This is a genomic window from Arsenicicoccus piscis (assembly GCF_022568835.1).
In the GTDB taxonomy this organism is placed as follows: domain Bacteria; phylum Actinomycetota; class Actinomycetes; order Actinomycetales; family Dermatophilaceae; genus Arsenicicoccus; species Arsenicicoccus piscis.
This window is the reverse complement of sequence record NZ_JAKZHV010000003.1, coordinates 349,798-363,202: the sequence shown is the minus strand read 5'-3', so window position 1 is coordinate 363,202 and position 13,405 is coordinate 349,798. Positions and strand designations below refer to the sequence as shown.

The window sequence follows — 13,405 nt, the reverse complement described above, 5'->3', positions numbered from 1 at the left end:
AGGAAGGACACCACGGACAACATGCGCACCCCCACCCACCTGCTCGCCGTGAGCGTCGTCGGCACGTTGCTCGCTCTCGGGACGTCCGCCTGCTCGGGCAGCAGCACCACCGCCGGCACGACCGAGCCCGCGCCGGCCGGCCCGACCACCACGACCAGCGCGACCACCACCGACGCGGCCACCTCCAGCCCCGCCGGCACCGGCACGACGACGAGCACGGCGGCGGGCACGGCGACCAGCAGCCCGACGGCCACCGGGACCGCGAACGGGACCACCAAGAGCTACTCGATGGCCGTGGTCGCCGACCACAACAACAGCTCCTCGTGCTGGGTCGCCATCGACAAGACGGTCTACGACCTCACGAAGTGGATCGGCGACCACCCGGGTGGCCCGGACAAGATCCGGGCCATCTGCGGCACGGACGCGACGCAGGCGTTCAACACCCAGCACGCGAACGACGCCGTGCCGCACCAGCGGCTCGCCCAGTTCAAGATCGGCACCTTCTCCGGCTGAGGCGAGGCAGACATGGAATCCCTCTTCGACACCTTCCTCGGGCTGCCGCTGCACCCTCTCGTGGTGCACGCGGCCGTCGTCCTGCTGCCGCTGAGCGCCCTGTCGCTGGTGGCGGCCTTCCTCGTCCCGGCCTGGCGCCGCCGCGCTGCCGGGCCCACCGTGATCGGCGTGGTCGTCGCTGCGGCGAGCACCCTGATCGCCAAGGAGTCCGGCGAGGCGCTGGCCCGCCACCAGGGCGTGCCGTTCGAGCACGCCGAATGGGCCGATCGACTCGTGCCCGTCGCCGGCATCCTGATGCTCGTCGCGCTGCTCTGGTACGCCGCTCAGCGCACCGACCACGGCACGGTGGCCCTGGTGAGCGGCGTCGTGATGACCATCCTGGCCCTCGCCGCGACCGTCCTGGTCGGCCTCGTCGGCCACAGCGGCGCGCAGGCCGTCTGGGGTGACACCGCCGCTGCGTCTTCCGGCGGCTCGGGCTCCTCCGCCACGCCGACCAGCGGTTCGACGTCGACGCCGACCGGCACCGCCTCCCCCACGGCCGCCGCGTCGACCACCAGCTACACCCTCGCCCAGGTCGCGACCCACAAGACCGCGAGCTCGTGCTGGACGACGATCGACCGCAAGGTCTACGACCTGACCAGCTGGATCAACGACCACCCGGGCGGTCCGGCGCCCATCGAGGGCCTGTGCGGCACCGACGGGTCGGCCGCCTTCACCGCCCAACACGGCAGCGACGCCAAGCCGCACCAGCGCCTCGCCGGCTTCCAGATCGGCGTCCTCGCCGGGTAACCCGCCGCGTCGACATGGTGGTTGGTCACCCCCACTCCGCCGACATGGCACTTCGGCACCGAGACGGCTGCTACACCAGCCATCTCAGTGGCCAACCACCATCTCGACGCCTAGGGCGTGTCTGACAAATAGGTCGGGGACGCGCTGAGAGGCTGGTTCGGTGTCGCGGTTTCAGATCCTGTCGGATGCCCAGTGGTCGTTGATCGAGGGGATGTTGCCGCGGCCGACGGGCCGGAAGGGCAGGCCGTTCGCGGATGCCCGCCAGATGGTTGAGGGGATCGTCTACCGGTATCGGACTGGGATCGCCTGGCGTGACCTGCCTGAGGTGTTCGGTCCGTGGCAGACGGTGTGGACATGGCATCACCGGATGGCATCGGACGGAACCTGGGACAAGGTGCTCGACAAGCTCGCCGCAGCCGCGGACGCGGCGGGTTTGATCGACTGGTCGCTGTCGGTGGATTCCACGATCGCGCGTGCGCATCAGCACGCGACGAACACGACCCGCCTCACAGGGGGCTGGATCGAATTACACGAATCCACGGGTCGAGCCGCCCGACCATGGCATCGGCCGCTCCCGCGGTGGGCTGTCGACGAAGATCCACCAGCTCGTGGACGGCAACGGGCTCCCGCTGGTGACGCTGATCACGCCGGGGCAAGCGGGCGATTCGCCGATGTTCTTGCCGCTGATGGCGCAGCTGCGGGTCGGCCGTGATACGGGCCGGCCGCGGACCCGCCCTGACGCGGTCCGCGGCGACAAGGCGTACTCCTCCCGCGCGATACGCAGCCATCTCCGCTCCCGCAAGGTCAAGGCTGTGATCCCTGAGCCCGACGACCAGAAGGGTCATCGCAAGCGGCGCGGGTCACGTGGCGGGCGCCCGGTCGGGCTCGACGCCGCGGACTACAAGAACCGGAATGTTATCGAACGCAGCTACTGTCACCTCAAACAGTGGCGCGGTCTTGCGACCCGCTACGACAAGCACGCCGTGGTCTACCGCGGTGCCGTCGTCCTGAACGCGGTCATCGCGTGGTCTCGACTGCTCATCGCGGCGACTCCGCAAGGGCCTGCTGCATCATGATCAATGCATCTATTGACTTTCGATAGGTATCTATCGAGACTCGATACATGAATCTCGACCTCCCTCGCCCGCCACTCGCTCTCGTCATCGCCACCGAAGCACTCCTTGGGATCCTGTTCCTCGTCGGCCTCGGCGCGATCGCGCTCCTACCCAGCTTCTCCGCGAACGTCGCGACCAGCCTTCCCGAGTACGCAGACCTCCGCGAACCGCTCCTCGCAATCGCGATCACCCTCACCCTCCTCGGCCTCATCGCCCTCGCCATGGTCGCGCTCCTGGTGCACCGCATCTACAGCGGCACCATGCTCACACGTCCGTCCTTGCTCTGGGTCGATGTGCTCGTGGTCACCGTCGGGTGCGCCGTCGTGCTGATCGTCACGGGATTCGTCGTGATCAGCACCGGCCAGGCCGGGAGCCCGTTCCTCGCCCTCGTCCAGGCGATGGCCTGCCTCACCCTCATCGCGATCGCTTGCATCACCCTCGTTCTGCGCTCCCTCCTACGAAACGCCATCGCGATGCGCGCCGAACTGGACGAGGTCGTGTGATGACCATCCGCATCACGATCGACCGCATGCTCACCGAACGCGGAATGAGCGTCGGCGACTTCGCAGACGCCATCGGTATCACCCCAGCGAACGTCGCAGTCCTCAAGAACGGACGCGCGAAAGCCGTTCGCTTCGCAACACTCGACGCGATATGCCGAGTCCTCGACTGCCAACCCGGCGACCTACTCCGCTACGAAGACCACGACCTGCAGCCCGCCGAATTGTCAGACACGCCCTAGACCGTGGCCAACCACCATCTCGGTCGCCAACCACCTCGTCACCACCCGGCACGGGCCCCTCGCGGCACCCCGCGCAGACCACCAGACCAGCGGTCAGCGCACCCGCCCGCCGTAGGGCAGCAGGTCGCTCCAGTACATCGACTCGATCCGGACCTGCGCGCCGGTGTGCGGGGCGTTGATCATCATGCCGCCGCCGAGGTACATGCCGACGTGGTGGATGCTCGACGCGCTGCCGCCGAAGAAGACCAGGTCGCCGGGCCGCAGCTCCGACAGCGGCACCCGGTCGGTCTGCGCCCACTGCGAGCCGGTGTAGTGGTCGAGCTGCACGCCCGCGGCGGCCCACGCGCCCTGGGTCAGGCCCGAGCAGTCCCAGCGGTCCGGGCCGCTGCCGCCCCACAGGTACCACTCGCCCAGCTGGGCCTTTGCGAACGCGATGGCGGCGGCCGCACCGCTGCGGGTGCTCCGCACCGGTCTGGTAGACCGTACCGACGGCGCCGCGGTGGCGTTCCGTGCCGCTGGGGCCGGGGTGGACCTGCGTGCCGCAGCGGCAGCGGCGTCGGCGCGAGCCTGGGCGCGCTGGGCTGCCCGGGTCTTGGCTGCCGCGTCAGCAGCGCGCGCTCGGGCGGCCGCGCGGGCCTGGGCGGCTGCGGCGGCGGCCTCACGCGCCGCGGCGACCCGAGCTGCCTCCGCGCGCGCCTGGGCTGCCGCCTTGGCGGCGGCCTCTGCGGCTGCGGCCTTGCGGGCGATCTCGGCCTGGCGGGCGGCCTCGATGCGAGCCCGCTCCTCGGCGGCGCGGCGGGCGGCCTCGGCGCGCAGGCCGTCCTGGCGCTGCTGCTCGACGGCCACCGACGTGGCCTGCAGCTGGGCGAGCTGGTCCAGCAGGACCTGCTGGGTCTGCTGCGCTCGCACCGCGACGGCCTCGGCCTGCTCCGCCGACGAGGCGGCACGGGAGCGGGCCATCTCAGCAGCCGCGGCATCGGCGGCCCGCTGGTCGCGAGCCCGCTGCAGTGCGGACGCGGTGAACGACGTGGTAGCGGCGACGGCGGAGGCCTGCTGCAGCCGCTGGTTCTGCAGGTCGGCGAGCGTCTGCAGGCCGCTCAGCCGCTGGACGACCTCGTCGGTCCCCTCGGCGGAGACGATCGCCTCGAGATCGGCGAGGCTCTGCGAGGACGTGCTGTAGGTGTCGGCGGCGACCCGGCCGAGGTCACGATCGGCGACGGTGGCCGAGGCCTGGGCGGCGCGGGCCGACTGCTCGGCCGTGGCCAGGGCCTTGGTCGAGGCGTCCAGCCGCACCCGGGCCCCGTTGTACTCCTCGGCCGCGAGCTCGGCGGCGTCGCGGGCGGCCGAGACCGCGTCGGCCGCGGCGGCGTAGGACGCCTGCGCCTGCCGCACCTGGCCGGCCTTGTCCCCGGCAGCCGCGCGAGCGGCGAGGACCTCGGCGGCCGACGGGAAGGTCGGCACGGCGGCACCAGCGGCACCTGAGGCCGCACCCGAGGCCGCACCCGATCCAGCACCGGGGCTGGGGTTCGGTGACGGCGCGCCGACGGCAGCACCCGGGTCGAGCGCGGCCAGGGCGAGCGCCCCCGCGACTGCGACCGCGGCAACACGGCTGGACCGGGTAGACCGGGTGGGCCGGACAGACCGACTGGTGGTGGTGACCACGATGTCCCTCTCGTTCGAGCCGCCGGGACCCGGGATACGGGAGTGGGGTGCGGCTGATCCTCAACGAGGGTAGGGAAATGCGGTCACTCAAAGAACATGAGTCACACCATAAACAATTGGCGCATCAGACAAATCAGACACACCCGAATCGACGGTCACGAATAACACCGTTGTATTTTTGCAGGCCGGAGAATGCTCCCCGGACAGCCGCTCGATCAGATCACGATTCGATAACGGGACCACCCGGATGGGCCAACCAAGATGAGCGGAGAGCCACCAGCACCACCCGCTCAGGACGGCCGGGCACCGCTCTCCTGCTCCCAGGCCGTCAGCTGAGCCTCCAGCGCCTTCATCACCTCGAAGACCTGACCTGGGGGAACGCGCACGCGCGAGGTGATGATCGACTTTGCCACCGACATCGGCTCGCCGTTCGGCCCCTCACCGTGCGTGGGCGACGCGACGAGAGCGGCGAAGTCGAGGACGAAGACGTCCTTGGTGTGCCAGACCGAGACGAAGTCGGCATAACACCCCACCGCCTTGTCGGCCGGGACGTCGATATCCAGGTGCAGCGGCAGCTCCGCCGGGTTCTCGCTCATGATCGCCTTCTCCTTCTGGGGGTTCGAGCCGTTCTCGGGTCGCGACTCCTGCGGGGATAGCGGGGCAGCTCGCCCTCGATGAGTCCGGCATAGTGGGCGGGCTCGTCCACCTTGAGGTGACGCACCTGACCGCGCAGCCTCAGGATCTGGAAGGCGCCGAGCGCCCAGGCGAGATACATCGTGGCGAACGCCCAGCGGAACTCCGTGAGGCCGAAGCCCGGCCCGCCCTGTGGCGTCAGCAGGTCCAGCGTGAAGCCCACGAGCCCCATGACGACCAGCGAGGCGACGAACCCGCCCACGTTGACGATGCCGTTGGAGGTGCCGAACCGCGCGGCCGGGTTCATCGTGCGGGCGAAGTCGAACCCGACGGCGGACGTGGGTCCACCCGTCGCGGTCACGACGGCCAGCAGCACGAGCAGCCACAGCGGGGCGCGGCCGGGCCAGAGCAGGACGATCGACCAGATGGTCGCGATGGCCGCGATGTCGATCAGCACGACGTCGGAGCGTCGGTAGGGCCAGCGCGAGGTCAGCAGTCCGACGACCGGCCCGGTCACGAGCATGGTGGCGCTCATGACCACGAGCATCGTGCCTGCCACCTCCTCGGACAACCCCTGCGCGCGCACCAGGAACGGGAAGCCCCACAGCAGCGAGAACACGTTGGCAGCGAACATGGTCGTGAAGTGGGTCCACAGCCCCAGCCGGGTGCCGGGCTCGCGCCACGCCTCGCGCACGAGCCGCCCAATGACCCGCGGGTCCAGCGGTGCACGCTCGGTCGGGGTGAGGACGGGCGTGTTCTTCACGACCAGCACGATGGCTACGGCCGACACGATCCCGGCCGCAGCCGCCCCGAGGAACGCTCGCTCCCACCCGACGTGGCGCAGCGCCAGCGAGAGCGGGACCGAGGACGCTACGACACCCAGCTGACCGATCTGGCCGGTGAGCTGGGACAGCAGCGGGACCCGTCGCGACGGGAACCACAGCGCCACGAGACGCAGCACGCTCACGAACATCATGGCGTCGCCCATGCCGAGCACGAACCGGGCCGCAAGCGCGCCCCAGAAGCCGGGGACCAGCGCGAACGCCAGCTGGGCGACGGTCATCAGCAGGGTCCCGACGAGCAGCAGCACGCGGGAGCCGTAGCGGTCCAGCATCGCTCCCACGGGCACCTGCATCGCCGCGTAGACCAGGAGCTGCAGCACCGTGAACGTCGCCAGCTGCGACGCGGAGATCCCGAACCGCTGCGCGGCCACCAGCCCCGCCACCCCGAGCGAGGTGCGGTTGAAGATGGCCAGCGCGTAGGCGAGCACACCGACCGCGAAGATGAGCCACGCCCGTCGACCGCCGACCAGATAGTGCGGTCCCTCGATGGTCGGCGCCTCGCTCATGGCCCCCAGTGTCTCGCGCTCCGGGTGGTGGTCCTAGCCGGTCGGGGCGCCGAGCGGGTTGCCGAGCTCCTCGAGCCGGCGCAGGACCGCTACCCCGCGAGCAGGGCGCGCGCGATCACGATCCGCTGGATCTGGTTGGTGCCCTCGTAGATCTGGGTGATCTTGGCGTCGCGCATCATCCGCTCGACGGGGTAGTCGCGAACGTAACCGGCGCCGCCGAGCAGCTGGACGGCGTCGGTGGTGACGGACATGGCGGTGTCGGAGGCGAAGCACTTGGCGGCCGCGCCGGCCAGGGACATCGTCGTCGTGCCCTCCTCGGCCTCCTCGGCGGCGGCGTAGGCCAGCAGCCGCGCAGCCCGCACCCGCACGGCCATGTCCGCGAGCATGAACTGCAGGCCCTGCAGGTCCGCAAGGCGTTTGCCGAACTGGCGCCGCTCCTTGAGGTAGACCGTGGCGACGTCGAGCGCACCCTGCGCGAGCCCCACGGCCTGACCGGCGACGACGGCGCGGGTGCGGTCCAGCGTGCCGAGCGCGAGCGACAGGCCCTGGCCGGGCTCGCCGACGATCCGGTCGCGCGGGATCACGACCCGGTCGAGCATGACCTCGCAGGTGGGCGAGCCGCGCAGCCCCATCTTGCGCTCGGGTGCGCCGAAGGTCAGCCCGTCGCCCGGCTCCACCACGAACGCCGAGATCCCCCGCGAGCCCGCGTCCGGGTCGGTCACGGCGAAGAGGACGTAGACCCCGGCCACGCCGGCGTTCGTGATCCAGCGCTTGGTGCCCTTCAGCTCCCAGCCGTCGGCCACCTCGCGAGCTCGCGTGGTCATGGCGGCGACGTCGGACCCCGCCTCCGGCTCGGACAGCGCGAACGCGCCGAGGGTCTCCCCCGACGCGACGCGCGGCAGGTATTGCGTCTTGAGGTCCTCGGACCCGCCGAGCAGCAGCGGCCAGGCGAAGAGCTCGTTGGCGCCGACCACCTGCTGCGTGGTGGTGCACACGCGTGCGACCTCTTCAGCAACCACCACGGAGGCCAGCAGGTCGGCGCCCGGCCCGCCGTAGGCCTCGGGGATCCCGACGGCGTGCAGGTCGGACTCGACCAGCGCCTGGACCGACTCGACGGGGAACGCGTGCTCCTCGTCGACCCGCGCGGCGTGTGGCGCCACCCGGCCGAGAGCGACCTCACGAGCCAGCCCGCGGATCTCCTCGTGGTCCTCGTCACGACGAAACAGCCTGGTGCTCAATCCCGCTCAGCTCCATCGGACCGGTCGAGGCGGAGCACTCGAGCGGCGTTGTCCTTCAGGATGCCGGGGAGCACCTCGGGCTTGAGCCCCAGCTCCTCGACGTCCGCGAGCCACTGCTCGGCCGTGATGAGCGGGTAGTCCGTCCCGAAGAGCACCTTGCGGCGCAGCAGGCCGCCCGCGGCCCGCACCAGCTCCGGCGGGAAGTACTTGGGCCGCCAGCCGGACAGGTCGATGTAGACGTTGGCCTTGTGGGTGGCCATCGAGATCGCCTCGCCCTGCCAGGGCACGGACGGGTGCGCGAGGATCACGGTCAGGCCGGGGAAGTCGGCCGCGACGTCGTCCAGCAGCAGCGGGTTGGAGTAGCGCAGCTTGATGCCGCGCCCGCCGGGCAGGCCCGCACCGATGCCGTTCTGCCCGGTGTGGAAGAGGGCCGGCACCCCCAGCTCCTCCAGCGCCTCCCACAGCGGGTAGAACGTGGTGTCGTTCGGCGCGAACGCCTGCAGGCTCGGGTGGAACTTGAATCCCTTTGCACCGTGGTCGATCACGAGCTCGCGGGCCAGGGCGACGGCGCCGGGGTCGAGCGGGTCGACCGAGCCGAACGGGATGAGCACGTCGTCGAAGTCCCTTGCGCGGTCGCAGATCTCGGCCGACGACAGGGCCGGGTGACCGGTGGCGGTGTGCGCGTCGACGGTGAACACCACTGCGGCCATGGACTGCTCGCGGTAGGTCTGCGCGATCTCCTCGACCCCCGGCGTGCGATTGTGCTGGGCCTTGAAGTAGGCCGCCGAGGCGTCCATCAGCTCGTCGTCCAGGCTGTGGTGACCGTGGTCGTCGCTCTCGATGTGCACGTGCACGTCGATGGCGGTCACCGCGTCCAGGTCGATGCTCATGCGCTGGTTCCTTCCTCGAGGATCGCCCGGAGCCGGGTCTTCACCAGCTTGCCGGAGGCGTTGTGCGGCAGCTCTTCGACGAGGTCGACGCGCCGAGGGATCTTGTAGCGCGCGAGCCGACCGTCGAGGTGGTCCAGGATGTCCGACTCGCTCAGTGCCGCACCAGGTTTCGCAACGACGACGGCGCGACCCACCTCGCCCCACCGCTCGTCCGGCATCCCGATGACGGCCACCTCAGCCACCCCCGGGTGCTCGTAGATCGCCTGCTCGACCTCGGCCGGATAGATGTTCTCGCCCCCGCTGATGATCATGTCCTTGAGCCGGTCGACGATGTAGAGATAGCCCTCCTCGTCGACGCGCGCCACGTCACCGGTGCGCAGCCAGCCGTCCTCGTCGAGGGCCCCCGCGGTCGCGTCCGGGCTGCGCCAGTAGCCCGGCGTGACGTTCGGGCCCTGCACGAGCACCTCGCCGGTGCCGCCCCGACCGACGTCCTCGCCCACGGGGTCTACGACGCGCACGTCGGTGAAGAAGCAGGACGTCCCGGCCGAGCCGATCTTGCGCATGCCGTCCGCGGGCCGCAACATCGTTGCCCCGGGCGAGGACTCGGTGAGGCCGTAGCCCTGCACGATCATCAGGCCGCGGTCGAGATAGGCCGCGAGCAGCGCCTCGGGCAGCGGCGCGCCACCGGAGAGCGCGAGGCGCAGCGTCGACAGGTCGGCGCTCGCGAACCGCGGCGAGTGCAGCAATGCGTAGTACATGGTCGTGACGCCGAACAGGAAGGTCACGCCCTCGGACTCGATCAGGTCGATCGCCCGCTCGGCGTCCCAGCGCGCCTCGATGAGGGCGGTGCCGCCCTTGAGGATCGTGGGGAAGAGCAGCTGGTTGGGCGCCGCGGTGTGGAACAGCGGTGCGGTGACCAGAGCGACCTCCTCGCTGGTCACGTCGACGTCCACGAGGATGTTGTAGACGTTCCACGTCACGTTGCCGTGCGTCAGCATGACGCCCTTGGGTCGCCCGCTGGTGCCGGAGGTGTACTGGATCATGAACAGGTCGTCGAGCGAGACGGACTCGTCGAGCGGCTCGTCCGAACCGGCGTCACGCACCGCGTCGAGCGCGGCACCCACCTGAACCGTCTGGAGGCCGAGCTCGGCCACCTCCGGTGACGTCACGACCTGCTCGAACGGGTCGTCCCACACCAGCATGCGCGGCTCGCTGTCGGCGAGCACGAACGCCGTCTCGGGGGCGGCCAGCCGCGTGTTGAGGGGCACCATCACGGCACCGAGCTTGGCGACGGCGAACATCGTCTCGACGAAGGTGGCCGAGTTGAGCCCGAGGTAGGCCACCCGATCACCCCGCTCCACCCCCAGCCCGCGTAGACCGTGGGCGAGCCGCACGGCACGAGCATCCAGCTCGCCGTAGGACGTTCGCGTGCCACGGTCGACGAGCGCCGTCTTGGCCGGGCTCATCCGGGCACGACGCGTCGGCCACGATCCGAGTCCACGATCCTGCATGGGTGCCTCCGTCGGCTGCTGTCGCTGGTGCGGTGGTTGGTGATGACTGGTGGTTGGTGGTGGGCCAGGGTCACAGACCCCGGGCGGCCTTGTCGGCGATGAGCTGGGCGAGCGCGGCGTCGCGTCGGGCGAGCAGGTCGGCCTCGTCGACGTCGGCGAGCTCGGCGTCGGTGCCCTGCACGACCGCGTCGACCATCTTCGGGTCGAGGGTGGTGGCCGGGCTGAGGTCGGCCCACCACGCCTCCATGGGTGGCCCGAGGTGCGCAAGGATGTGGGCGATGCCCTGCCCACCACCTCCCGAAAGGTGTTGGGTGGCAAAGGGACCCAGCAGGGCCCAGCGGAGCCCGGGACCGTTGGCGACCGCGAGGTCGAGGTCGGCGACCGAGATGGCGCCACGTGTGACGAGGGCGTAGGCCTCGCGCCACAGGGCCGCCTGCAGCCGGTTGACCACGTGGCCCGGGAGCTCCTGCTGCAGGCGCACCGGCACCTTGCCGAGCGCCGCGAGCTGGGTCATCGCCTGGTCTACCGCCGCCGGCGAGGTGAGCCGGCCACCGACGACCTCGACGAGCGGCACGAGGTGCGGCGGGTTGAACGGGTGGGCGACGAGCACCCGCTCGGGGTGTTCGCACGCGTCCTGGAAGTCGCTGGGCAGCAGGCCGGACGACGAGCTGGTGAGCAGCACGTCGGGGCGCACCACCGCGTCGAGGGCGGCGAAGACGGACCGCTTGACGTCGAGCCGCTCCGGGCCCGCCTCGATGACGAGGTCGACGTCGCGCAGCGCGGTGATCTCCGGCGAGAAGGTCAGTCGGTCCAGGGATTCCGCGTCGACGAGCGGCTCCACGAAGGCGAGCAGTCGCTCCTGCGCATCGTCCGCCGGGTCGGTGACGACCACGTGGCGGCCCTGCGCCAGCAGGTGGGCGGCCCAGCTGGCGCCGATCGCGCCGGCGCCGACGACACCCACGGTCCGGACGGTACCCGCGCCCGAGGTCATCGACCCAGCTCCTTGGCGAGGTCGACCACCGGGTCGAGCGAGGTGGGGACGGCGAGCGCGTCGCGGCTGGCGACCTGCTCGAGCGGGGCCCCGCCGAGGATGCGCTTGACCGGCAGCTCGAGCTTCTTGCCGGTGAGATTGCGTGGCACGACCGGCAGCTCGACGATCCGGTCCGGTACGTGGCGGGGGGAGAGCGAGCCGCGCAGCGCGCCGGCGATGGTGCGCCGCAGCGCGTCGTCCAGCTCTACGCCGGTGTCGAGCGCGACGAACAGGATCAGCTCGCCGTTGCCACCCGCCGGGTCCTCGAGGTGGACCACGAGCGAGTCGGCGACCCCGTCGAGCTCCTCGACCACGCGGTAGAACTCGGCGGTGCCGAGCCGCACCCCGCCGCGGTTGAGGGTGGCGTCGGAGCGGCCGGCGACGTGACAGGAACCGTTGTCGTTGAAGACGATCCAGTCGCCGTGTCGCCACACTCCCGGGTAGTGGTCGAAGTAGGCGTCGCGATAGCGCGCGCCGTCCGGGTCACCCCAGAAGCCGATCGGCATGGACGGCATGGGTGAGGTGATGACGAGCTCGCCGAGCTCACCGACGACCTCCTGCCCCGCCTCGTCGAAGGCGTGCACGTCGACCCCCAGCGCCCGACCGGAGATCTCGCCGGCGTAGACCGGCAGCAGCGGGTGGTTCTGCACGATCCCGGAGCAGACGTCGGTGCCACCGCTGCCCACGTTGAGCATCACGTGCTCACCCACCGCGTCGAGCACCCAGGCGTAGCCCTCGGGCGGCAACGGCGCCCCGGCCGAGCCGACGAGCCGCACGGCCAGGTCGTAGTCGCTGCGCGGCACGATGCCCGCCTTGCGACAGGCCATCACCCAGCCCGGGCTCGCGCCCATGATCGTCGCCCCGGTGCGCTCGGCGAGGGACCACTGCCAGGCCACGTCGGGCCACATCGGGTTGCCGTCGACCATGACGATCGAGGCGCGGACGAGCAGCGAGCTGACCAGCGCGTTCCACATCATCCAGGCGGTGGTGGAGAACCACAGCATCCGGTCGTCCGGTCCCATGTCCCACGACAGCGCGTGGTTCTTCAGGTGCTCGAGCAGGATGCCGCCGTGGCCGTGGACGATCGCCTTCGGCTGGCCGGTGGTGCCGGAGGAGAAGAGCACGAACAGCGGGTGGTCGAACGGCACGGCCTCGAACGCCATCGGCTCGGGCGTGACCTCGCGCAGCAGGGCCTGCCAGTCCTCGGCGTCCGGCACGGCGTAGGGCCCGTAGCCCACGTCCACCACGTGCGCGACCCCCGGGAGCTCGGCGCGCACGGCAGCGACCTCGTCGCGTCGGTCGATGACCTTCTTCCCGTAGACATAACCACCCGTCACGAGCAGCACCGTCGGCTCGACCTGGGCGAACCGGTCGACCACCGAGCGCGGCCCGAGCTCGGTGGCGCAGGACGCCCACACGGCACCGAGCGACGCAGTGGCGAGGAACGCGACGAGGGTCTCGGGGATGTTGGGCAGGTAGGCGACGACCCGGTCCCCGCGACCGACACCCATGCCGGCGAGCACCGTCCGCGCCCGGGCTACCTGGTCCCGGAGCTCGCCGAAGGTGAGCTCGACGTCCGCGCGTGTCTGCGAGACGCCTACGACCGCAACGCGATCGGTGTCCTCGCTGGTGCCGAGCATGTGCTCGGCGTAGTTGAGGGTGGCGCCCGGGAACCAGGAGGCGCCCGGCATCTCCCGCGAGGCGAGCGCCGTGGTGTGGGGGCTGTGCGACTGCACCTCGAAGTAGTCCCACACGGCCTGCCAGAAGGCGCCGAGGTCGGCGACCGACCAGGCCCACAGGTCCTCATGGGTGCCGAGCGCGAGGCCGCGAGTCTCGTTGACCCACTGCAGGAATCGGCCCTCACGGGTGGTGTCCAGCGCGTCCGCGGGTGGCGTCCACAGCACCTCGCCGCGCTCGATGGTCCGGTCGCTCAC

The 13,405-nt window shown here is 70.9% G+C and carries 13 protein-coding genes; 5 read left to right on the top strand and 8 right to left on the bottom strand.

What is annotated here, in order from left to right:
• The first annotated feature begins 21 nt into the window (after positions 1-21).
• From MM440_RS07540 to MM440_RS07520, 5 genes are all read left to right on the top strand, one after another.
• Positions 22-513: a cytochrome b5 domain-containing protein gene (locus MM440_RS07540; protein WP_241443699.1), complete on the top strand. Its 492-nt coding sequence runs from the start codon at positions 22-24 to the stop codon at positions 511-513.
• Between the two features lie 12 nt (positions 514-525).
• Positions 526-1,302: a cytochrome b5 domain-containing protein gene (locus MM440_RS07535; protein WP_241443698.1), complete on the top strand. Its 777-nt coding sequence runs from the start codon at positions 526-528 to the stop codon at positions 1,300-1,302.
• Between the two features lie 160 nt (positions 1,303-1,462).
• Positions 1,463-2,378 (top strand): IS5 family transposase gene (locus MM440_RS07530; protein WP_241443697.1). Its coding sequence is split into 2 segments (ribosomal slippage): positions 1,463-1,813 and positions 1,815-2,378, totalling 915 coding nucleotides; the frame shifts between segments, so codons are not numbered across the junction.
• 47 nt (positions 2,379-2,425) lie between these two features.
• On the top strand, positions 2,426-2,920 hold the full coding sequence (locus MM440_RS07525; RefSeq protein ID WP_241443696.1) for a DUF2975 domain-containing protein: 495 nt from the start codon (positions 2,426-2,428) through the stop codon (positions 2,918-2,920).
• Complete coding sequence (locus MM440_RS07520) at positions 2,920-3,159, top strand: helix-turn-helix domain-containing protein (protein ID WP_241443695.1); 240 nt, start codon at positions 2,920-2,922, stop codon at positions 3,157-3,159. Before MM440_RS07525 ends, MM440_RS07520 begins: the two co-directional genes overlap by 1 nt.
• Positions 3,160-3,252: 93 nt before the next feature.
• On the opposite strand, the gene MM440_RS17305 is transcribed toward MM440_RS07520, so the two are convergent.
• The 8 genes from MM440_RS17305 to MM440_RS07480 all read right to left on the bottom strand — a co-directional run bounded on the left by MM440_RS17305 (position 3,253) and on the right by MM440_RS07480 (position 13,405).
• The gene (locus MM440_RS17305) at positions 3,253-4,821 is read right to left on the bottom strand and encodes a C40 family peptidase (RefSeq protein ID WP_241443694.1); all 1,569 of its coding nucleotides are present in this window, start codon (positions 4,819-4,821) and stop codon (positions 3,253-3,255) included.
• Positions 4,822-5,111: 290 nt separating this feature from the next.
• Entirely contained in the window at positions 5,112-5,417 is a 306-nt protein-coding gene (locus MM440_RS07510) for a DUF3467 domain-containing protein (RefSeq protein ID WP_241443693.1), read from the bottom strand.
• Complete coding sequence (locus MM440_RS07505; protein WP_241443692.1) at positions 5,414-6,802, bottom strand: MFS transporter; 1,389 nt, start codon at positions 6,800-6,802, stop codon at positions 5,414-5,416. The genes MM440_RS07510 and MM440_RS07505 overlap by 4 nt, the downstream gene beginning before the upstream one ends.
• An 89-nt stretch (positions 6,803-6,891) precedes the next feature.
• A complete protein-coding gene (locus tag MM440_RS07500; protein WP_241443691.1) occupies positions 6,892-8,040 on the bottom strand; it encodes an acyl-CoA dehydrogenase family protein in 1,149 nt (382 codons plus the stop codon).
• Positions 8,037-8,930 (bottom strand): amidohydrolase family protein, encoded by an 894-nt coding sequence (locus MM440_RS07495; protein WP_241443690.1) that lies wholly within the window; start codon positions 8,928-8,930, stop codon positions 8,037-8,039. The genes MM440_RS07500 and MM440_RS07495 overlap by 4 nt, the downstream gene beginning before the upstream one ends.
• Positions 8,927-10,441: an acyl-CoA synthetase gene (locus tag MM440_RS07490; protein WP_241443689.1), complete on the bottom strand. Its 1,515-nt coding sequence runs from the start codon at positions 10,439-10,441 to the stop codon at positions 8,927-8,929. The genes MM440_RS07495 and MM440_RS07490 overlap by 4 nt, the downstream gene beginning before the upstream one ends.
• A gap of 70 nt (positions 10,442-10,511) precedes the next feature.
• Positions 10,512-11,432, bottom strand: coding sequence for a 3-hydroxyacyl-CoA dehydrogenase NAD-binding domain-containing protein (locus MM440_RS07485; RefSeq protein ID WP_241443688.1), 921 nt, complete (start codon positions 11,430-11,432; stop codon positions 10,512-10,514).
• Positions 11,429-13,405, bottom strand: a complete 1,977-nt coding sequence (locus tag MM440_RS07480) for an acetoacetate--CoA ligase (protein WP_241443687.1) — start codon at positions 13,403-13,405, stop codon at positions 11,429-11,431. The genes MM440_RS07485 and MM440_RS07480 overlap by 4 nt, the downstream gene beginning before the upstream one ends.

What these genes read in the sequence shown, in the direction of transcription:
- MM440_RS07505 (WP_241443692.1), bottom strand. Translation starts at nt 6,802, where the DNA reads ATGAGCGAGGCGCCGACCATCGAGGGACCGCACTATCTGGTCGGCGGT.
- MM440_RS07535 (WP_241443698.1), top strand. Translation starts at nt 526, where the DNA reads ATGGAATCCCTCTTCGACACCTTCCTCGGGCTGCCGCTGCACCCTCTC.
- MM440_RS07525 (WP_241443696.1), top strand. Translation starts at nt 2,426, where the DNA reads ATGAATCTCGACCTCCCTCGCCCGCCACTCGCTCTCGTCATCGCCACC.
- MM440_RS07490 (WP_241443689.1), bottom strand. Translation starts at nt 10,441, where the DNA reads ATGCAGGATCGTGGACTCGGATCGTGGCCGACGCGTCGTGCCCGGATG.
- MM440_RS07485 (WP_241443688.1), bottom strand. Translation starts at nt 11,432, where the DNA reads ATGACCTCGGGCGCGGGTACCGTCCGGACCGTGGGTGTCGTCGGCGCC.
- MM440_RS07495 (WP_241443690.1), bottom strand. Translation starts at nt 8,930, where the DNA reads ATGAGCATCGACCTGGACGCGGTGACCGCCATCGACGTGCACGTGCAC.
- MM440_RS07520 (WP_241443695.1), top strand. Translation starts at nt 2,920, where the DNA reads ATGACCATCCGCATCACGATCGACCGCATGCTCACCGAACGCGGAATG.
- MM440_RS07510 (WP_241443693.1), bottom strand. Translation starts at nt 5,417, where the DNA reads ATGAGCGAGAACCCGGCGGAGCTGCCGCTGCACCTGGATATCGACGTC.
- MM440_RS07540 (WP_241443699.1), top strand. Translation starts at nt 22, where the DNA reads ATGCGCACCCCCACCCACCTGCTCGCCGTGAGCGTCGTCGGCACGTTG.